We start from the raw sequence: 19,844 nt of genomic DNA on the forward strand, positions 1-19,844 counted from the left end.
GAATCCCCATGCTGCACAGAAAAGAAGCGCGCCTGAACCGCCTGCTGAACGGCGGCCGCTGCCTGGACATCGCCGTCGACCACGGCGTCTGCAATGAACCCAGCTTCCTGTCCGGACTGGAGGACATGCCGGCCGTGATGGAACAACTGGCCGCCGCGCGCCCCGACGCCATCCAGCTGAACTATGGCCAGGCCGACCTGCTCCAGCAACGCCCCGGCCGCGACAAGCCCGCGCTGGTCATGCGGCTGGACATGGGCAATCCCTACAACGCCACGACCCACCGCGTCATGTGGGCCGTGCTGCAGAACGAGCAGGACCCGGTGCTGCCTGCGGTCCAGATGGACGCGGCCTGCGTGGTGGTCAACCTGTTCATGCTGCCGGACGAGCCCGACCTGTTCCGCCAGTGCGTCGCCAACATCGCGCGGGTACGCGCGGACTGCGACCGCTATGGCATGCCGCTGATGATCGAACCCCTGGTCATGGCGCCGCATTCCGCGCGCGGCGGCTATATGGTCGATGGCGATGCGGAGAAGATCGTCACGCTGGTCAGGCTGGCGCGCGAAATGGGCGCCGACATCGTCAAGGCCGACCCCACGACCGCCACGCGCGATTTCCACCGCGTGGTGCAGGCGGCGCGCTGCCCGGTGCTGGTGCGTGGCGGCGGCCGGGAGGACCTGCGGCAGGTCTTCGAGCGGTCGCGCGAGTTGCTCGATGAAGGGGCGGTGGGGCTGGTGTATGGCCGCAATGTCTACCAACACGCCGATCCGTCATCGGTGGTGCGGGCGCTGATGGCCATGATCCATGATGACGCCAGCGCCGGACAGGCATGGGACATCTACGAGGCAGGCGGCCGACAGGATGCAAGGCTCATCGGCCGAAGTTCCTGACACCTCAGCCAGATCCTAATGCTCTTCCTTCGCATGGTTGATCGTGTATTTGGGGATGGCGACGGTAAGGTCCTCTTCCGCGACGATCGCCTGGCAGCTCAGGCGGGATTGGGCTTCCAGCCCCCAGGCGCGGTCGAGCAGGTCGTCCTCGGACTCGTTCGCTTCGTTCAAGGATTCGAAACCCTTGCGCACGATGCAGTGGCAGGTGGTGCAGGCGGCGCTCATGTCGCATGCATGTTCTATTTCAATGCCGTTGGCCAGCAGGGCCTCGCAAATTGTGGTGCCAGCCCGCACCTCCAGCTCGGCGCCTTCGGGCGCCAGCTCGGCATGCGGGAGTACGGTGATTTTTGGCATATCGGATTCCAGGCGCTCAGCAAGCTGATGCGGGTTTTGCCGGCGATTCCTTGCGAGCGCTCCGCAGCACGGCGCCGCCGCGCGCGGCGGGCTCCTGTTCTTTTTCGTCCGGCTGCTCAAGGGTGTGCAGGATGGGGCAATTCGGCCGATCGTCGCCCGCGCAACAGCGGATCAGCGCCTCGAGCGTGTCGGCCATCTGCCGCATGCTTTCGATGCGCCGGTCCAGTTCAGCCAGGTGTTCCTGGGCTACGTGCTTGACGTCCGCGCTCTGGCGCGACTGGTCGTGCCAGAGGCTCAGCAGATCCTTGGTCTCGGCGACTGAAAAGCCTAGGTTGCGGGCACGGCGGATGAAGTGCAGCCGGTGAACATCGATCCGGCTGTAGGCGCGGTAGCCGGACGAGTTCCGCTGCGCCACGGGTATCAGGCCGATCTGCTCGTAATAGCGGATCATTTTTGCCGATACCTTGGAGGTCTTGGACGCTTCGCCGATGTTCATGGGAGTCTCCTCGCTCAAAGGAATGGGTAGAGGCATGAGAGAAGACTAGAGCTTTCCAACATGGGAAGGTCAAGCATGCCGCCGGCCGGGGAGGGGCCGGTCCGGCTGGTTACTGTGGCGTAAAAAAAACATCGGCGTGCATGTCCTGGACGTTCAGTCCGCGCTCGAACGCCAGCGCCATCGCCGCTTCCACCATCGCCGGGGGGCCGGCGACATAGGCTTTCCAGCCTTTCAAGTCCGCGAGGTCTGCGCCGGCGGCTTGCGTGACGAAGCCGGTCCGGTATGGCGTGGCATGCGCCTCGGACAACACGGGCACAAAGCTCAGGTTGGCGTGGCGGCGTGCCAACGCCTCGAAATGCTGGACGAAGTAAAGATCCCGTTCCGTGCGCGCGCCGAAGTAGACATGAATCGGCTGGCTCATGCCGTGCGCGAGCGCGGTTTCGACAATTGAGTTGATGGGGGCCAATCCCGAACCTCCCGCGATGCAGAGCATCGGTCCGGAATGTTCATCGCGCAGATGCGAGGAGCCGAGCGGCGCGCGCAGCGCCACGCGTTCACCAGGTTGCAGCGTGGCGTGGACATAGCCCGACGCGACCCCGCCCGGAACACGGCGGATGTGGAATTCCAGTTCGCGATCGCCTGGCCTGTTGGCCATCGAGTAGCTGCGCGCCGGCGACGGCCCGAACCTGATGTCGGCATACTGCCCGGCGGCGAACGGCAAGGTATTCGTTGCTTCAGGTCGGATCCTTACGCGCATGATGTCGTGCGTCAGTTCGTCCATGGCAACGACGGTCCCTTCCACATTCTGGATTGGCGCCGCGGCGGCTTCGTCGTTGCCCAGCCATGCCACCGCCACATCGCTCTTCGGAACCGCGCGGCACGCCAGGATGAAGCCGCAGCGCGTTTCTTCTTCCGTCAACGCGTAGCGCGAGTGCGGCAGCATTTCCACCGCGCCTTCGATCAGGCGCGATTTGCAGCTGCCGCAGCGGCCCGATCGGCAGCCGTGCGGATAGGCAACGCCATTCTGCAGTGCTGCTTCGAGTATGGTCTGGCCGTCCGGAACCGGCAGCCTGGCTCGCGCCTGCCGGATGTCCACCGTTCTACTGCTCATTGGGTTGCTCCAGATACTTCGGGTTGGTATGGAACGGCATCGAGATGCCCTCTGCCGTTCAGACGGCGGTCCCAATCTATTGCTTCCAACAGTTGCAAGGTCAATAGCCCGCCGCATCCGCCAGCGCATGCTTGACCTTCCTGTCGTTGGAATCCCTAGCCTTGCCGAATTTCTGCAGAGCGCTTCGGAAGGGCCGAAGCCCTGCCGTACAGAAGGGGCATGTCGATGCGTCGAAAATTCAGAATCGTTGTAGTGGCTGGAGCCATCGCGGCGGCCGGAACCATTGCGTGGGCGGCCGGTGATGCGTCCGGAGATGAAAGCAAGCCGCCGCCTTCCGCGGGCGCGCCGATGGCGCCTCAGGTTCCGGTCGCCGAAGTGATCCAGCGTGTCATCGCGCCATCGACCGACTTCACCGGATATCTGGCGGCTCCAGAATCCGTCGAATTACGCTCGCGGGTCAGCGGCGCGGTAGATGCCGTCAGCGTTCCCGAGGGCAGCCTGGTGCGCAAAGGACAGCAGCTGTTCCAGATCGATCCGCGGCCATTCCAGGTGGCGCTCGACACAGCCGCGGCGCAGTTGCGCCAGGCCGAGGCGCTGGCCAGCCAGGCCCAGGCTGACTTCGACCGCGCCCAGCGGCTGGTGGCGACCGGCGCGGTGTCGCGCAAGACCTATGACGACGCCGTGTCCGCGCGCAACGCCCGCCAGGCGGAGATCCTGGTGGCCAAGGCAGCCGTGGCGGCGGCGCGGCTCGATCTGTCCTACGCGCGCATCACGGCCCCGATATCAGGTCGCGTCGACCGGATCATGGTGACCGAAGGCAATCTGGTCAACGGCGGGGCGGGGGGCGCGGCCAACCTGCTGACCACGATCGTTTCGATCGACCCGGTGCACGTGTACTTCGACATAGACGAAGCGACCTACCTCAACGCCGTGAGGCTGGCCCGGCCAGACTCCCAGGGCGGGAAGGCGTCGCTGCCGGTCGCCGTGGCGCTCGCGACGGACCAGGGCTTTCCCCACAAGGGCACGCTGGATTTCGTGGGCAACCAGATCGACCGCGGCACAGGCACCATCCGCGCCCGCGCCGTCGTGCCGAATCCCGATGGCCTGTTGGCCCCGGGGCTGTTCGCGCGTGCCAGGCTGACGACCGGCGCCGAGCGCGCAGCCATTTTGGTCGATGATCTGGCGGTGGGCACGGACCAAGGGAAAAACTACGTCCTGGTCGTGGGAGCCGACAATCAGGCCCAGTACCGCGCGGTGCAGCTGGGCCAGATGGTCGATGGGCTGCGCATGATCAGTTCCGGCTTGCAGGCTGGTGAGAGGATCATCATCAAGGGGCTGGTACGCCCCGGCATGAGCGTCACGCCGCGTATGGTGCCCATGCAGCAGGTAGCCGCTGCGGAGGCCCGCCCATGAAGTTCCCTCATTTCTTCATTGCGCGGCCAATCTTCGCCATCGTCCTGTCGTTGCTGATGCTGTTGGCGGGCGGCATCGCGTTCTGGCAGTTGCCGCTGAGCGAGTATCCCGCCGTCACCCCGCCCACGGTACAGGTGACGGCAAGCTATCCCGGCGCCAATCCGGAAGTGATCGCCGATACCGTGGCGGCCCCGCTGGAACAGGTGATCAACGGCGTGGAAGGCATGCTGTATATGAGTTCCCAGATGGCCGTCGACGGCCAGATGGTGCTCACCATTGCCTTCAAGCAGGGAACGGACCCGGACATGGCGCAGATCCAGGTGCAGAACCGGGTCTCGCGCGCCTTGCCGCGCTTGCCGCAGGAAGTGCAGCGCATCGGGGTGGTAACGCAGAAGACCTCACCCGACGTGTTGATGGTGGTGCATCTGGTTTCGCCGGAAAAACGCTACGACTCGCTCTATCTATCGAACTTCGCCATCCGGCAGGTGCGCGACGAACTCGCGCGCCTGCCCGGCGTGGGCGACGTGCTGGTCTGGGGCGCCGGCGAGTACTCCATGCGCGTCTGGCTGGACCCCACCAGCGTCGCCGCGCGCGGCCTGACCGCCAGCGACGTGGTTGCGGCCCTGCGGGAGCAGAACGTGCAGGTCGCCGCGGGGTCGGTGGGCCAGCAGCCGGATACCACGGCGGCCTACCAGGTGACGGTCAACACGCTGGGGCGTCTGACCAGCGCGGAGCAGTTCGGCGACATCGTGGTGAAGACGGGCGCGGATGGCCAGGTTACCCGGCTGCGCGACGTTGCCCGCGTTTCGCTGGGGGCGGATGCCTACACCTTGCGCAGCCTGATCGATGGCGAATCGGCGCCCGCTCTGCAGATCATCCAGAGTCCCGGCGCCAACGCCATCGACGTCTCCAATGCGGTGCGCGGCAAGATGCAGGAGCTGCAACAGAGCTTCCCGCAGGATGTGGAATACCGGATCGCCTACGACCCCACCGTGTTCGTGCGCGCCTCGCTGCAATCGGTGGCGGTCACGCTGCTGGAGGCCATCCTTCTCGTCGTCATCGTGGTGGTGCTGTTCCTGCAGACCTGGCGCGCGTCCATCATTCCCCTGGTGGCCGTGCCCGTGTCGCTGGTGGGGACCTTTGCGCTGATGCACATGTTCGGCTTTTCGCTCAACACGCTGTCGCTGTTCGGCCTGGTCCTGTCGATCGGCATCGTGGTGGACGACGCCATCGTGGTGGTTGAAAACGTGGAGCGGCACATGGCCCTGGGCGAATCCCCAAGGCAGGCCGCGATCAAGGCCATGGACGAGGTGACGGGGCCGATTATTGCGATCACCTCGGTGCTGGCGGCAGTCTTCATTCCGTCGGCCTTCCTGTCCGGGCTGCAGGGCGAGTTCTATCGCCAGTTCGCGCTGACCATCGCGATTTCGACCATACTCTCCGCCATCAACTCGCTCACCCTGTCGCCCGCGCTTGCGGCCATCCTGCTCAAGCCGCATCACGACGCGGCCAAGGCCGACTGGCTTACGCGCATCATGGGCCGGGCGCTGGGCGGCTTCTTCCGGCGCTTCAATGTCTTCTTCGACAGCGCCTCGAATGCCTACGTCGGAACGGTGCGCCGGGCGGTGCGCGGCAGTGCCATCGTGCTGCTGCTGTACGCCGGCTTCGTCGGCCTGACCTGGCTGGGCTTTCACCAGGTGCCGAACGGATTTGTGCCGGCCCAGGACAAGTACTTCCTGGTGGGTATCGCACAGTTGCCCAGCGGCGCTTCGCTCGACAGGACGGAGGCGGCGGTGAAGCAGATGTCCGAGATCGCGCTGGCCGAACCGGGCGTGGAGAGCGTGGTTGCCTTCCCCGGGCTTTCGGTCAACGGTCCGGTGAACGTGCCGAACTCGGCGCTGATGTTCGCCATGCTCAAACCCTTCGATGAACGCCAGGATCCTTCGCTTTCCTCCAACGCCATCGCCGGAAAGCTGATGGGCAAGTTCAGTCAGATTCCGGACGGGTTCCTCGGTATCTTCCCGCCGCCTCCCGTGCCGGGCCTGGGGGCCATGGGCGGCTTCAAGCTGCAGATAGAGGACCGCGCCGGATTGGGGTTCGAGGCGCTGGCGCAGGCGCAGGGTCAGATCATGGCGAAGGCCATGCAGGCTCCCGAGCTGGCGAACATGCTGGCCAGCTTCCAGACCAACGCGCCGCAGTTGCAGGTGGACATCGACCGCGTCAAGGCCAAGTCCCTGGGGGTATCGCTGACGGACGTGTTCGAGACTCTGCAAATCAATCTGGGATCGCTCTACGTCAATGACTTCAACCGCTTCGGGCGCACCTACCGGGTCATGGCGCAGGCCGACGCGCCGTTCCGCATGCAGGCCGACGACATCGGGATGCTCAAGGTGCGTAACGACAGTGGCGAAATGATTCCCCTGAGCGCCTTTGTGACGCTGACGCGCGGGTCCGGGCCGGACAGGGTCATCCGCTACAACGGCTTTCCGTCGGCGGATATCAGCGGCGGTCCCGCGCCGGGATATTCCTCGGGGCAGGCGACGGACGCGATAGAACGCATCGTCCGCGAGACCTTGCCCGAAGGCATGGTCTACGAGTGGACGGACCTCGTCTACCAGGAGAAGCAGGCTGGGAATTCAGCGTTGTACATCTTCCCATTGGCGGTGCTGTTGGCCTTCCTCATTCTTGCCGCCCAGTACAACAGCTGGTCGCTGCCGTTCGCCGTGCTGCTCATCGCGCCCATGGCATTGCTTTCGGCGATAGGCGGGGTCTGGCTGTCCAACGGCGATAACAACATCTTCACGCAGATCGGCTTTGTGGTGCTGGTCGGCTTGGCCGCCAAGAATGCCATCCTGATCGTGGAATTCGCCCGCACCAAGGAGGACGAAGGCGCCGATCCGCTGGCGGCAGTGCTGGAGGCTGCCCGGTTGCGCCTGCGCCCCATCCTGATGACCTCATTCGCTTTCATCGCCGGCGTGGTGCCGTTGGTGCTGGCCACAGGCGCCGGGGCGGAGATGCGCCATGCCATGGGTATCGCAGTGTTTGCGGGAATGGTTGGCGTGACCCTGTTCGGCCTGTTGCTCACGCCCGTGTTTTACGTCGTGGTGCGCAAATTGGCGCTGCGACGGGAAGCCCGCCGGGCCGCGACCCGCTCGGCCAAGCAACACGCATGATGGCCAGGAGGAATAACGACATGAAGCATCTTTACACCCGCTCCCGGCGCTGCCTGAAGCTCGCGCCGCTGACGCTTGCGGCCGCGTTGGCCGGCTGCTCCCTGGCGCCGAAGTACGAACGCCCCGCTGCGCCAGTCGACGCGACCTATTCTTCGGATGCCGAGGATGCGCGGCACGAGCCCGATGCGATGGCCGCGGCCGACATAGGATGGCGCGACTTTTTCCGAGATCCGCTCTTGCAGCAATTGATAGAAATCTCGCTGCACAACAATCGGGACATGCGCCGCGCCGCGCTCAACGTCGAAGCGGCGCAGGCGCTGTACCGAATCCAGCGCGCCGCGATGCTGCCGAACCTGAGCGTCTCGGCCAGTGGCGCATCCGAGCGCATTCCGGGCGACCTTGGCGCCACGCAGGACGGCCAGGTCTCGAAGCGCTATGACGTGGCCGGCGTGACGACCGCCTGGGAACTGGACCTTTGGGGCCGTATCCGCAGCCTCAGCGATCAGGCCTTGGCCACATATCTGGCACTGGAGGAGAACCGGATCGCCACGCAGCTGAGTCTGGTTGCCGAAGTGGCCAATGCCTACCTCACGCTGCGCGCCGACCAGGAACTGTTGCGGCTGACGGAAGACACGCTGGCCACGCAAAAGCGTTCGTATGATCTGACGGCCGATCTGGCTGCGGCCGGCAACTCGACGCAGCTCGACCTGCGTCTGGCCGAGATTGCGTTGCGTAATGCGGAGGCCAGCCGGTCCGCCTACACGCGACAAGTAGCCAGGGACCGCAACGCGCTGGTGCTGCTCCTGGGACAGCCGCTGACGCCCGAGTTGTCCAGCCAGCTGGACGCGGCAACGACGCTGCCAGACGGTATCGTTCCATCGGATTTGCCGACCGGACTACCCTCCGAGTTGTTGGTCCGACGGCCCGACATACGCGCGGCGGAGCAGATGCTGCGCGGCGCCAATGCCAATATCGGCGCGGCGCGCGCCGCTTTCCTGCCGGCGATCAGCCTGACGGGCTCGGCGGGAACCGCCAGCGCCTCTCTGGACGGCTTGTTCGACTCCGGGTCGCGGGCCTGGGCATTCCTGCCGCACATCACGCTGCCCATTTTTCGGGGAGGCGCCTTGTTGGCCAACCTGGACGTGGCGCATGTAAAGAAGCGGGTGGAAATCGCCAACTACGAGCAGGCCATTCAGGTGGCATTCCGCGAGGTGGCCGATGGCTTGGCGGGCAAGCGCACGCTTGACGACCAAATCCGTTCGGAGCAGTTGGCGGTGACGGCAAGCCGCAGCGCTTATGAGCTGGCGGAACTGCGGTTTCAGGAGGGCGTGGACGACTATCTCACCTTGCTTGAGGCCTATCGCTCGCTATACGGCGCGCAACAGATCCTGGTGCGCACGCGCCTGACGCGCCTGAACAACCTGATCGACCTCTACAAGGCGTTGGGTGGAGGTTGGTCCGAGCATTCGGCGCGCATGCCCGCCGGGGCATAGGGTCCGCCAAATGTCGCCAGGCCCTGGAGGACATAGCCAGTCCCCGGGCTTGGGCCGCCGCGTCAAAGCGGCGGCCCAAGCCTTGTCCGCGGCGACCGGGCAGCGATGCTGCTACACGGCCTGCTTCCAGGCGCGCAATTTCGACAGCCCATTGGCATAAGCCATGCAAGTCAGAATCTGGAGTTGGCCGCCCAAGGTCCCAGTTCCTGCGCCCGAGGGCGCGAAGAGGGCGGCGTCCGTATGCCGCGCTACGCTGCTGACCACGCGTTCCTGCCCCAGACGGGTCAGTTCATGCAGCCTGTGCAGGCTGCTGCCGTTGAAGTCGCGTCGGAAGCCGTGGGTCAGGCGGCAGAATCTGTCCAGCATCGCTTCCCTGCTGTAGAAGGGGGAGCCGGCATCTCCTGCCCCTGCGGCGGCGAACTGCAGGATCATCGTGTTCCAAAGAATGAGGTCGACCAACACGGTGGCGGCATCGATAGGCATGCGATGAGCATGTCTCACCTCGGCCGTCCTTCGGTAGAGGCTCGCGCGTATGGTGGCCGCCTCGACGCGGAATTGCCTGTGCCGGTCGCGGAGGTTACACAGCAGCTCTTGCCTGGATGCGGGTAGTTTCATCGGATCTTTCCACCAAGTCGTCGCGGATCGGGCCGTCGGATTGAGTCTGACGGGTTGGCGCGCCTCGGGCGTGGTGCCGGCCGCAGGAAAGCGGGCAGGGAGCGCATACGCCCGGGGCCAAGGCGGAAATCCTGGGGTTTTCCACCGTTGGAATGTCAATGCCGAACGAAAATCGCGCAGCGCCTGCGGAAATCCGCACGATGGGTCTAAAATCCGCACACGTTTCGATCCGCCCCTGCGCAAGCGGCAGGTCCCTCGCACGTAACATCCCCACGCCATTGCAGCCAACCATCGGTCAGACTTCCGCTTCCACGCCGCCAAGTTCGTCCTATACCGCCCGCATCCATCAGGTGCAGGTCGACGCATTGCGCCGAAGCTTTCCGTTCGCCCTGGCCGGGTCGCTGATCAGCGCCTGTTTTTCCGCATTCGCCTTGGTCGGCGTGCTGCCCCACCACGAGATCCTGCTGTGGCTGGGCGCCACGTTGGCCGTGGGCGTGCTGCGCTGGGCCGCCGTGGTGGCGTACGACCGCCATCGCGCCGACCCGTCAGCGGCGCAGCGCTGGGTGCGCCGCATGCTGGCCGGGAATCTGTGCTCCGGCATTCTGTGGGGGCTACCCCTGGCCTACTGGACGTTTTTCGTCCCGCTGGAGTACCAGCTGTTCTTCATCGTCATCCTGTTCGGACTGGGTACGGGCGCCATCTATTCGAACTACATGATGCTGCCGGTGATGTACGCGTTCGAAGTGCCGGCTTTCGCGCCGATGTTCATCGCGCTGGCGGCGCAGCCTTCCGCCATCCATCTGGCGCTGGTGACGGGCGGCCTGGCATATCTGGTCGCGACCCTGGCGTTCATCCATCGCATGAACCGCACCCACCTGGACGCGTTGCGGCTGGGTTATGAAAACCTGGCGCTGCTGGAACAGGTGCGCCAGGAGAAGATAGCGGCCGAACGCAGCGATCTGGAGAAGTCCCGCTTTCTTGCTGCGGCCAGCCACGACCTGCGCCAGCCCGTGCATGCGGTGAACTTGTTCCTGGGCTTGCTGGCGAACGAACCCCTGTCCCGGCACGGGCGCTATCTGGTCGACAACATCACCAGCGCGCTGTCGGCGATGGGCCATCTGTTCGACGCGCTGTTGAATCTGTCGCGGCTGGACGCCGGCGTCATCGAGCCTCGTTTCGAGACGTTCAGGATGCAGCCGCTGCTGGACCAGCTCAAGGCCGAATACGCGCCGCAGGCCAGCGAGAAGGGGATACGGCTGCGGGTGCGCGCGTGCGCGGCCAGCGTGCGGTCGGATCCCGTGCTGCTGGAGCGCATGCTGCGCAATCTGATCAGCAATGCCATCGTGCACTCCGACGGCGGCCGCGTCCTGGTGGGCTGCCGCAGGCGCGGAAGCCGATTGCGCATCGAGGTCTGGGACAACGGCCCGGGGATTCCCAAGGCCGAGCAGGAGCGCGTCTTCTGGGAGTTCCATCAACTGGCCAATCCCGAGCGCGACCGCAGCAAGGGCCTGGGCTTGGGCCTGGCCATCGTGCGCCGCACCGCCAGGCTGCTGGCCCACGAACTGGCGCTGCGCTCGGAAGAAGGCCGCAGCACGGTGTTCGCGGTCACGGCGCCGCTGTCGGATCCGGCCGCGGCAGGCCTTTCGATCACGGATGCCAATGTGGGACTGCCCCGGGCGCCTGCAAGTGAAGACAGCCTGCGCGGCAAGCTGGCGCTGCTGGTGGACGACGACGCGCAGAACCTGGCGGGCCTGTCGATGCTGTTCGAAAGCTGGGGCTGCCGCGTCATCGCCGCGACCAGCGGCAATGCACTGTTCGAGCGCGTGCTGCCGCTGGCTGAAACGCCGGCCCTGATCGTCACGGATTACCGGCTGCGCGAACACGAGACCGGCATTCACGTAATCGAAAGGCTGCGCGAGGAATACAACGATCCCGATCTGCCTGCCTTGCTGGTCAGCGGCGATACCGATCCGGCGCGCCTGACCGAGGCTGCCGCGCGCGGCGTGCCGCTCTTGCACAAGCCCGTGCAAGTCCAGGCTTTGCGCGAGCACGTGACGGGCCTGCTGCATGCCAGGGAAGCAGCGCCCCTTCCCGGAGATGCCGAATGACGGCAGTGTTATTGGTCGACGACCACGCCATGTTCCGCGAAGCGCTGGTGATGGCGCTGGGCCAGGGCGTGGCCGGCCTGGAGATCCATCCCGCGGCCAGCGGCCAGGAAGCGCTGGAGATACTGGATCGGCATACGGCGATCCAGCACGTCATCATGGATTTCTACCTGCCCGACATGGCTGGCGCCGACTTGCTCAAACGCTTGCGTCAGCGCCGGTCGAAGTTGCGCATCCTGGTGCTGTCGGCCTCGCAAGATCCCGAGGACATGCGCCGCGCGCTGGAGGCCGGCGCGCAGGGCTTCCTGAACAAGTCCGCCAGCTGCCAGGAGCTGGCCGCCGCGCTGGAAGCGGTCAACGAGGCGGCGCCGCCGCAGCGCCGCGCGCTGTCCGCAGGCGACCAGGACGAAGCAGCCTTGCTGCGCGCGCTGACGCCTCGCCAGGTCGAGGTGCTATGCCTGATGTGCGACGGACTGCGCAACAAGGAAATCTCGGAACGGCTGAACATGACCGAAAAGACCGTCAAGACGCATGTGTCGGCCATTCTGGGCACCCTGGGCGTGCTCAATCGTACGCAGGCGACGCTAGTGGCGCGGCGCGGCGGCGTGTTCGGGAAGCCGGCATAGGCGGCAGCCCGCTGTCGCTGGCCACCTTGCCGGCTACCAGCGAGATCTCGCGTCCGGCCGTCGCAATCGTGTCGGGGCGATGCGCCACGATCACGCGCGCGGTGCGTGCGCATCGGTCTTTGGCCGGCAGGGAGATTGCGCTTGCGCTCAGAAGCTCGCCCGGCCCTCGCCCATGCGCGCGCCCGTCACCATCTCCGTCACCCAGTTGACCAGGATCGAGGTATACGCGCGTTGCGCCGGCTTTTCCGTCAGCGCGTGATCGGCGCCGTCGATGATGCGGTGGGTCAATGAGTGCGAACGGCGGAAGGCCGATCGGTAGCTCATGATGGTGGAGTGCGGGATATAGATGTCGTGCTCCGCTTCCACCAGCAGCACGTCGCCGGAGAATTCCGTGCAAGCCTTCAGCGCGCGGTTTTCTTCCGGCGGCACGTAGGCGCTGCGGTAGGCGCGCAGCGTGTCGCGGTTGAGCTGGTTCTTGGGCACCAGCCATTCGTCGTCGCGATACAAGGCGGGGACATGCAACGCAAGCCAGCGCACCCGGCGCAGCGTGCAGAGCAGGGCGGCCAGATAGCCGCCGTAGCTGCTGCCCACTACGGCGATGGAACCGGAGTCCAGCGCGGGGTGGAGCGACAGCCTGTCGTAGGCCGCCACCACGTCGCGCAGATTGTCCTCGCGGGTCACCTGTAGTTGCTGGGCCCGGGTGCCCGCATGACCGCGCAGGTCGAAGGTCAGGCAGACACAGCCCAGCGCGGCGATCCCCTTGGCCCGGGACAGGTCAAATTCCTGGCTGCCGCCCCAGCCGTGGATAAACAGCACGCCAGGGACCTTGTCCTGCGGAGTGAGAAAGGTCGCCTCGAGCGACACGTCGTCGACTTCCAGAGCGGTAGGGGTGCTATGCGCCGCCATCTTGCGCCTCCAGGATGCCTCCCGATTTGCTGATCTGGCCGATGGCGCTGTCGACCCCGTGGAACACCAGCCGTTGCGCGATTGGCACGGGTTCGCCGGCGCCGTAGCGTTCGCGGGTCTCGGCGCGCACTTCCATCAGCGCCGGTGACAGCGCGAAGGCCTGCATGGCGGCCAGTTCGGCCAGACTGGCGCCGCCAGCGCGCCAGGATTGCTCCAGCACGCCGGCGCGCGCGCCGCCGTCCGCCGCGCGCCCGATCGCCACGTCGTAGTTGCGCCGCGATGCGATCAATTGCGGATAGGCGGCCCAGGCTGCCGTGTCATAACGGCACGCCAGCTCGATGGCGCGTCGCTCATCCGCGCGAAGATCCAGCGCGCGCAGGGCGTCAAAACCGCCGCGCGCCACGCGCAGCTCGGACCCGCCGTACACCTGGCAGCCCTGATTGTCGTCGGTCAGCGATTGGGTGCCCACGTAGGCGATCTCCATCTGGCCCACTTTCGACCAGCCCACGCTATACGTTTCGATTTCCTCCAGGTCTTCTTCCAGCACCAGACCCAGGCGCTGCATCAAGCGCGGGGATTGCTCGGCCAGGGCAGCCCGCAGCGCATCCAGGCTCCTGACCACGACCTGTCCGCGACCCGCCGTGGCGTCCGCGGGCTTCACGCGTACCGTGCCGCGTGCGAGCAAGCGTCGTCCTGCGGCCAGGGCGTCTTCGGGGCAAAAGGCGGTATAGCCTTCCAGCACGGCGTCGCCCAGCATGTCCGCCAGTGTCATGGACCAGCTGGCAGGGCGGGAGGCCTGCGGCCCCACCAGTCCGTGGCTGATGGATTTGGTGGCCACGAACGCATGCGGCGCCACGCCGCCGTAAAGGTCTGTCTCGCTGACGATGCCCAGCACGGCGGCGCGCCTGGCGCCTATGATGGTGCGATCAGGCACATAATAGGGAACCACCCCGCCGCCGTGGCGGCTGGGTCGGTAATCGGGCACGTAGCGTCCGCCCAGCAACGCCGCCAGTCGGGCGGCTTGGGCATCGAGTGATGCCACCTCGTGTTCGGAGGCCCGCGCGCGCCGGGGAAAAGCCGCCACGATGCCTTCCGAGCGGGAATCGGGTAGGGATGTCATGGCAGGCAACTCAGCAAGCGGCGTGCCTGTGCAGGAATCGCGGTCCGGGGAGCCGGCGGCGGCGCAGTCAGGCGCGGGCCGGGCGTCGGGCATGGAAGTTGCTGCTCTGCGTTTTCCGCCGTGGCGATGGCTGCCGTTGTGGTGGCATCCGAAGCCGCGGCGAGAGCGCGTGCACATCACCTAGGAGAAATTCTCATGGCCACGCGAACCATCTGGAAGGGCGCGATCACCTTCGGCCTGGTCCACATCCCCGTGGGCTTGCATACCGCCACGACGGAATCGGGCGTGGATTTCGATTGGCTGGACCGCCGGTCGATGGACCCCGTCGGCTACAAGCGCATCAACAAGCGCACGGGCAAGGAGATCGAATCCAAGGACATCGTCAAAGGGGTCGAATACGAGGATGGCCAGTACGTCATCATCTCCCCCGAGGAGATCGCGGAGGCCTATCCGCGCACGACGCAAACCATCGAAATCCAGCAATTTGTCGAATCGGCCGAAGTCTCGTTCGTCTACCTGGAGCGGCCGTATTACATCGCCCCGATCAACAAGGGGCAGAAGGTGTACGCGCTGCTGCGCGACACGCTGGTGAAAAGCGGCAAGATAGGCATCGCCAAGGTCGTGATCCAGACCAAGCAACATCTGGCGGCATTGATTCCCATGGGAGACGCGCTGGTCCTGAATCTGATGCGTTGGGGCGACGAGGTGAAGTCCGTGGAGGGACTGGATCTGCCCAAGGCCGGCGCCAAGAGCATGTCGCCCAGCGCGTCCGAATTGAAGATGGCCAAGATGCTGGTGGACGAAATGTCGGCAGAGTGGGATCCGGCCGAATACCAGGACGAATTCAAGGCGGCCATCATGGGACTGGTGGAACAGAAGGCCCAGGCGGGCAAGACCGAAACCGTGATCGCGCCGCAGGAGGAAGCGCCTGCGTATGCGGATAACGTGATCGATCTGACGGACCTGTTGCAGCGCAGCTTGCGCGGCGGCGCGTCCAAGGGGCGCGCCAAGGCCGAGGCCAAGCCCGCCAAGAAAGCCGCGCCGCGTAGTTCCGCTGTGAAAAAGGCGCCTGCGAAGAAGGCCGCCAAGAGCGCCAGGCAGGCGAGAAAGGCGGCCTGAAAATGGCGGACAGCCTGAAGAAATACCGCGAGAAGCGCAATTTCGCCGTCACGCCGGAACCGGCGGAAGGCGGTGAATCAGGCGGCGCAGACCTGGTGTTCGTCATACAAAAGCACTGGGCCAGCCGCCTGCACTATGACTTCCGCCTGGAGCTCGATGGCGCGATGAAAAGCTGGGCGGTGCCGAAAGGGCCGTCGTTCGATCCCTCCGTCAAGCGCATGGCGGTGCAGGTCGAAGACCATCCCATCGCGTACAACCAGTTCGAAGGCACCATCCCCGAGGGGCAGTACGGGGCCGGCAAGGTGATCATCTGGGACGAGGGGCGCTGGACGCCTATAGGCGATCCGCGCAAGGGATACAAGACAGGCCATCTGAAGTTCACGCTCGACGGCGTGAAGCTGCGCGGGCGCTGGGCGCTGATCCGCATGAAGGGGAAAGAGAGCGATCGCCAGCCGCCCTGGCTGCTGATCAAGGAAAACGACGAGTACGCGCGGCCAGACCGGGATTTCAGCGTCGTGGATGAGATGCCGGACAGCGTGGTGCCGCTGCGCACGAAGAAGAAGGCGGCTGTGCGCAGCAAACCGCAAGCCCGCGCTGTGAATGCAACAGAATCCGCCGCGGCCTTGCCGGGCAAGGCCGCTCCCCTGCCCGCGTCGCTCAAGCCTCAGCTGGCCACCCTGGTCGACGGCGTGCCGCGGGGCGCGGACGACTGGTCCTATGAAATGAAGTTCGACGGCTACCGGATCCTGGCCAGGCTGGATGGCGGCAGCGCGAAGCTGTACACGCGCAACGGCCACGATTGGACAGCCAGGATTCCGCGGCTGGCCCAGGAGCTGGCGGCACTGGAGATCGCCAATGCCTGGATCGACGGCGAGATCGTCGTGCTGACGCGCGAAGGCGTGCCCAGCTTCCAGGCCTTGCAGAACGCCTTCGATGCCGCGAGCACGGCGGATATCGTCTTCTACGCCTTCGACCTGCCCTACGTCGCGGGACGCGACCTGCGCGACGAGCCTCTCAGGCTGCGGCGGGACCTGCTGCGGCAGGTCATCGCCAGGTGCAAGGGCCAGCACGTGAAGTTCAGCGAGGCCTTCGATAAGCCGCCGGCAGACCTGGTCGCTTCGGCCTGCAAGCTGGGCCTGGAGGGGATCATCGGCAAGCGTCTGTCCGCGCCCTATTTGTCGCGCCGCACGGACGACTGGATCAAGCTCAAGTGCACCAAGCGCCAGGAATTCGTCATCGTGGGCTACACCGAGCCCAAGGGCAGCCGCCAGGGCTTTGGCGCGCTGCTGCTGGCGGTGCACGAGCCGGATGGCGGGCTGCGCTACGCCGGCAATGTGGGCACGGGTTTCGACGACAGGACGCTGCTGGACCTGCATCGCAAGCTGGCCGGCATTGAACAAGAAACCAGCGCGTTGACCCAGGGCAAGCCGCGCGCCCTCAAGCAGGTCCATTGGGTCCATCCTACGCTGGTGGGAGAGGTTTCGTTCGGCGAATGGACTGGCGACGGCCATGTGCGCCATTCGACCTTCCGCGGGCTGCGGACCGACAAACCCCCCAAGAAGATCACGCGCGAGGTTGCCATGCCGGCTGAAAAGATATCCACCCGCGAACGCCCCGCCAAGGCCTTGAAAGAGGGCGCGGCAACGCCGCCGAAGGGAATGAAACTGTCCAATCCCGACCGCGTCATAGATCCCTCTTCGGGAGCGACCAAGCTCGATCTGGCGCGCTATTACGGGTTGGTGGCGCCACTGATGATGCCGCACCTGCGCGGCCGCCCGGTTTCCTTCGTCAGGGCGCCCGCGGGGATCCAGGGTCAGCACTTCTTCCAGCGGCACTCGGAATCCCCCATCGCGGGGGTGCTGGCGCTGCCTGAACGCCTGTACCTAGAGCATCCGCCGCTCATGGAAATCTCGAACGAAGCAGCGATACTCGCTGCCGCCCAACTGAACGTGGTGGAGTTCCATACCTGGAATGCGATCAAGACCTCGATCGCCAAGCCGGACCGGATGCTGTTCGACCTGGACCCTGGAGAAGGGGTGGATTGGCCCGCCGTGCAGCAGGGCGCGGAGCTGGTGCGCGTGCTGCTTCAGGAGCTAGGCCTGCGCGGCTGGCTGAAGACCAGCGGCGGCAAGGGCCTGCATGTGGTCGTGCCGATCCGCAAGCAATACGGCTGGGACGCCGTGAAGGACTTTTCCGAAGCTATGGTGCGCCATCTGGCGCAAACGCTGCCGAAGCTGTTCGTCGCCAAAAGCGGGCCCAAGAACCGCGTGGGCAAGATATTCGCCGATTACCTGCGCAACGGCTTCGGCGCCACGACCGTGGCGGCCTGGTCGGCCCGGGCCCGGCCCGGCCTGGGCGTGTCCGTACCGGTCCGCTGGGACGAACTGGACGGGCTGAAAGGCTCGGCGCAATGGACCATCGCCAACATCCACACCCGCCTGGATGCGGGCAACGAGCCTTGGGACGATTACGCGCCCCAGGCCATCGGCCGGGCCATGAAACAACTCGGGATCGAACCGAAATCCTGAACCTGAACATGGCCGTCAGCGCGCGCTGACGATTGTTGCCGCCGCGGCAACATCATGGTCCCCTCCGCGGGCCTACTGCCGTTTTGCCGGCAGACCTACGATTTGGGCGTCGTTCAACCCATCGAGGAAGTCACCATGAGTCAACGTCTGAATGCCTTTGCGCAATCGCCCGAACTGTTCAAGAAATTCGTCGAGTTCGGCATGCTCCTGAAGTCCGGCGCGATCGAGCAATCGATCCTGCGCCTGGTCGAAATCCGCGCTTCGCAGATCAACGGCTGCGGCTTCTGCCTGGACATGCATGTGAAGGATGCCAAGATCCACGGCGAAGGCGAACTGCGCCTGCATCACGTGGCGATCTGGCGCGAATCGACCGAGTTTTCGCCGCGTGAACGCGCCTGCCTGGCCTGGACCGAAGCGCTGACCACGCTGGCCGCGCAGGGCGTGCCCGACGAGATCTATGAACGCGTCCGCACGCAACTGTCCGAAAAGGAAATCTCGGACCTCAGCTTCGCCGTCATGGCGATCAATGGCTGGAACCGCCTGAACGTGGGCTTCCGCACCGTGCCGGGTTCTGCCGACAAGGCATATGGCCTGGATAAGGCCAAGTTCAACTAAGGAACCACCATGAAAATCCTGGTTATCGGCGGCACGGGCCTGATCGGCTCCAAACTCGTCAAACTGCTGACTGAGCGCGGCCATGAGGCGATTGCCGCATCGCCCGCCACGGGCGTCAACACCATGACTGGCGAGGGCCTGGACGCCGCGCTCGCCGGCGTCGACACGGTGGTCGACGTCGCCAACTCGCCGTCGTTCGAAGACCGCGCCGTGCTGGAGTTCTTCCAGACCTCGGGGCGCAACCTGTTGGCGGCGGAGGCCCGCGCCGGCGTGCGCCACCACGTCGCGCTGTCGGTGGTCGGCACGCAGCGCCTGGCCGAAAGCGGCTACTTCCGCGGCAAGATCGCGCAGGAAGCGCTGATCGTGGCTGCTGGAATCCCGTACACCATCGTGCATAGCACCCAGTTCTTCGAATTCCTGGGCGGTATCGTGCAGTCGGGGACCGAAGGGGCGGAAGTGCGGCTGTCGCCCGCCTACGTCCAGCCCATTGCGTCGGACGACGTCGCCCTGGCCATGGCCGACGCCACGCTGGCGCCGCCGGTGAACGGCATCGTCGAAATCGCCGGCCCCGAGCGGGTACGCCTGGCCGAGCTGGTGCAGCGCTACATGGCCAAGATCGGTGACGCGCGCCCCGTGCGGGCGGACACCGGCGCGCGCTATTTCGGCGCGCTGCTCGATGACGACACGCTGGTTCCGGGAGCCGGCCCGCGCCTGGGCCAGATCGGCTTCGAAACCTGGTTCAGCCGTTCGGGCGCAAGAAAGTAGCGGCAGGCGCAAGGACCCTCATGAGCAAACTGCGGCCTCCTCCCCAGAGTCTCCTGGACAAGTACCGGGGGAAGGATTTCCATCCCCTGTACACCACCAGCGTGACGGTGCGCGGCGGGGAGGCCGCGCATGGACGCGCCTCCGGCATGGCCATTTCGGACGATGGCGAGCTGATCGTGGAACTGCGCCTGCCGGTGGAGCTGGGCGGCACGGGCGGGGGCACCAACCCCGAACAGCTATTCGCCGCCGGCTATGCGGCGTGCTTCCACGGCGCGCTCAGCATGCTGGCCGAACGCGCCGGCCTGGCCATCTCGGACGCTTCCGTGACGGCCACCATCTCGTTCGGCCGGGACCCCGTCGACGGCTTTTTCGCGCTGACGGCGGACGTCAATATCCACCTTCCGGGCGTGCCCACGCCCATCGCGGAAGAGCTGGTGCGCAATACGGAACGCCTGTGTCCTTACGCCAAGATGGCCCAGGGCGGGATCCAGAGCGTCGTGGCCCTGACCCAATAGCGA

17 protein-coding genes are annotated in these 19,844 nt (G+C 65.6%); 11 read left to right on the top strand and 6 right to left on the bottom strand.

The window, feature by feature from the left end; translation table 11 throughout:
- Positions 1 to 8: 8 nt before the first annotated feature.
- Positions 9 to 887 carry a class I fructose-bisphosphate aldolase gene (locus AC1RHV_RS14945; RefSeq protein WP_054455113.1) on the top strand — a complete coding sequence of 293 codons (879 nt, stop codon included), beginning with the start codon at positions 9 to 11 and terminating at the stop codon, positions 885 to 887.
- Between the two features lie 15 nt (positions 888 to 902).
- On the opposite strand, the gene fdx is transcribed toward AC1RHV_RS14945, so the two are convergent.
- From fdx to AC1RHV_RS14960, 3 genes are all read right to left on the bottom strand, one after another.
- Complete coding sequence (gene fdx / locus AC1RHV_RS14950) at positions 903 to 1,241, bottom strand: ISC system 2Fe-2S type ferredoxin (protein WP_054455112.1); 339 nt, start codon at positions 1,239 to 1,241, stop codon at positions 903 to 905.
- A gap of 16 nt (positions 1,242 to 1,257) precedes the next feature.
- A complete protein-coding gene (gene cueR, locus AC1RHV_RS14955) occupies positions 1,258 to 1,737 on the bottom strand; it encodes a Cu(I)-responsive transcriptional regulator (RefSeq protein ID WP_054455110.1) in 480 nt (159 codons plus the stop codon).
- A gap of 109 nt (positions 1,738 to 1,846) precedes the next feature.
- Positions 1,847 to 2,848 carry a 2Fe-2S iron-sulfur cluster-binding protein gene (locus AC1RHV_RS14960; protein WP_492301201.1) on the bottom strand — a complete coding sequence of 334 codons (1,002 nt, stop codon included), beginning with the start codon at positions 2,846 to 2,848 and terminating at the stop codon, positions 1,847 to 1,849.
- A gap of 348 nt (positions 2,849 to 3,196) precedes the next feature.
- Here AC1RHV_RS14960 and AC1RHV_RS14965 point away from each other — a divergent pair, with 348 nt between their 5' ends.
- Genes AC1RHV_RS14965 through AC1RHV_RS14975 form a run of 3 tightly spaced genes read left to right on the top strand, consistent with a single transcriptional unit; the run spans position 3,197 to position 8,927 of the window.
- On the top strand, positions 3,197 to 4,261 hold the full coding sequence (locus AC1RHV_RS14965) for an efflux RND transporter periplasmic adaptor subunit (protein WP_280528335.1): 1,065 nt from the start codon (positions 3,197 to 3,199) through the stop codon (positions 4,259 to 4,261).
- Positions 4,258 to 7,434, top strand: a complete 3,177-nt coding sequence (locus tag AC1RHV_RS14970) for an efflux RND transporter permease subunit (RefSeq protein ID WP_492301203.1) — start codon at positions 4,258 to 4,260, stop codon at positions 7,432 to 7,434. The genes AC1RHV_RS14965 and AC1RHV_RS14970 overlap by 4 nt, the downstream gene beginning before the upstream one ends.
- A 20-nt stretch (positions 7,435 to 7,454) precedes the next feature.
- Positions 7,455 to 8,927, top strand: a complete 1,473-nt coding sequence (locus tag AC1RHV_RS14975) for an efflux transporter outer membrane subunit (protein WP_492301205.1) — start codon at positions 7,455 to 7,457, stop codon at positions 8,925 to 8,927.
- Between the two features lie 111 nt (positions 8,928 to 9,038).
- On the opposite strand, the gene AC1RHV_RS14980 is transcribed toward AC1RHV_RS14975, so the two are convergent.
- Entirely contained in the window at positions 9,039 to 9,542 is a 504-nt protein-coding gene (locus tag AC1RHV_RS14980; protein WP_306651775.1) for a ClbS/DfsB family four-helix bundle protein, read from the bottom strand.
- A 278-nt stretch (positions 9,543 to 9,820) separates the two neighbouring features.
- Here AC1RHV_RS14980 and AC1RHV_RS14985 point away from each other — a divergent pair, with 278 nt between their 5' ends.
- Together AC1RHV_RS14985 and AC1RHV_RS14990 are read left to right on the top strand one after the other, a co-directional pair.
- A complete protein-coding gene (locus AC1RHV_RS14985) occupies positions 9,821 to 11,650 on the top strand; it encodes an ATP-binding response regulator (RefSeq protein ID WP_492301207.1) in 1,830 nt (609 codons plus the stop codon).
- A complete protein-coding gene (locus tag AC1RHV_RS14990; protein ID WP_054455098.1) occupies positions 11,647 to 12,273 on the top strand; it encodes a response regulator transcription factor in 627 nt (208 codons plus the stop codon). Before AC1RHV_RS14985 ends, AC1RHV_RS14990 begins: the two co-directional genes overlap by 4 nt.
- Positions 12,274 to 12,420: 147 nt before the next feature.
- Here the strand turns inward: AC1RHV_RS14990 and AC1RHV_RS14995 are convergent, their stop codons facing one another.
- Entirely contained in the window at positions 12,421 to 13,179 is a 759-nt protein-coding gene (locus AC1RHV_RS14995; protein WP_054455097.1) for an alpha/beta hydrolase family protein, read from the bottom strand.
- Complete coding sequence (locus AC1RHV_RS15000) at positions 13,166 to 14,299, bottom strand: DUF3182 family protein (protein ID WP_492301209.1); 1,134 nt, start codon at positions 14,297 to 14,299, stop codon at positions 13,166 to 13,168. Before AC1RHV_RS15000 ends, AC1RHV_RS14995 begins: the two co-directional genes overlap by 14 nt.
- A gap of 195 nt (positions 14,300 to 14,494) precedes the next feature.
- Here AC1RHV_RS15000 and ku point away from each other — a divergent pair, with 195 nt between their 5' ends.
- The 5 genes from ku to AC1RHV_RS15025 all read left to right on the top strand — a co-directional run bounded on the left by ku (position 14,495) and on the right by AC1RHV_RS15025 (position 19,841).
- The gene (gene ku / locus AC1RHV_RS15005; protein WP_492301211.1) at positions 14,495 to 15,418 is read left to right on the top strand and encodes a non-homologous end joining protein Ku; all 924 of its coding nucleotides are present in this window, start codon (positions 14,495 to 14,497) and stop codon (positions 15,416 to 15,418) included.
- A gap of 2 nt (positions 15,419 to 15,420) precedes the next feature.
- Positions 15,421 to 17,946, top strand: coding sequence for a DNA ligase D (gene ligD, locus AC1RHV_RS15010; protein WP_492301212.1), 2,526 nt, complete (start codon positions 15,421 to 15,423; stop codon positions 17,944 to 17,946).
- Between the two features lie 135 nt (positions 17,947 to 18,081).
- Entirely contained in the window at positions 18,082 to 18,561 is a 480-nt protein-coding gene (locus tag AC1RHV_RS15015; RefSeq protein WP_054455873.1) for a carboxymuconolactone decarboxylase family protein, read from the top strand.
- A 9-nt stretch (positions 18,562 to 18,570) separates the two neighbouring features.
- Positions 18,571 to 19,326 (top strand): SDR family oxidoreductase, encoded by a 756-nt coding sequence (locus tag AC1RHV_RS15020; protein WP_054455087.1) that lies wholly within the window; start codon positions 18,571 to 18,573, stop codon positions 19,324 to 19,326.
- 20 nt (positions 19,327 to 19,346) lie between these two features.
- Complete coding sequence (locus tag AC1RHV_RS15025; RefSeq protein ID WP_492301214.1) at positions 19,347 to 19,841, top strand: Ohr family peroxiredoxin; 495 nt, start codon at positions 19,347 to 19,349, stop codon at positions 19,839 to 19,841.
- Positions 19,842 to 19,844 lie beyond the last annotated feature (3 nt).

The sequence above is a fragment of the Achromobacter sp. GW823-FHT04E03 genome (assembly GCF_058796095.1).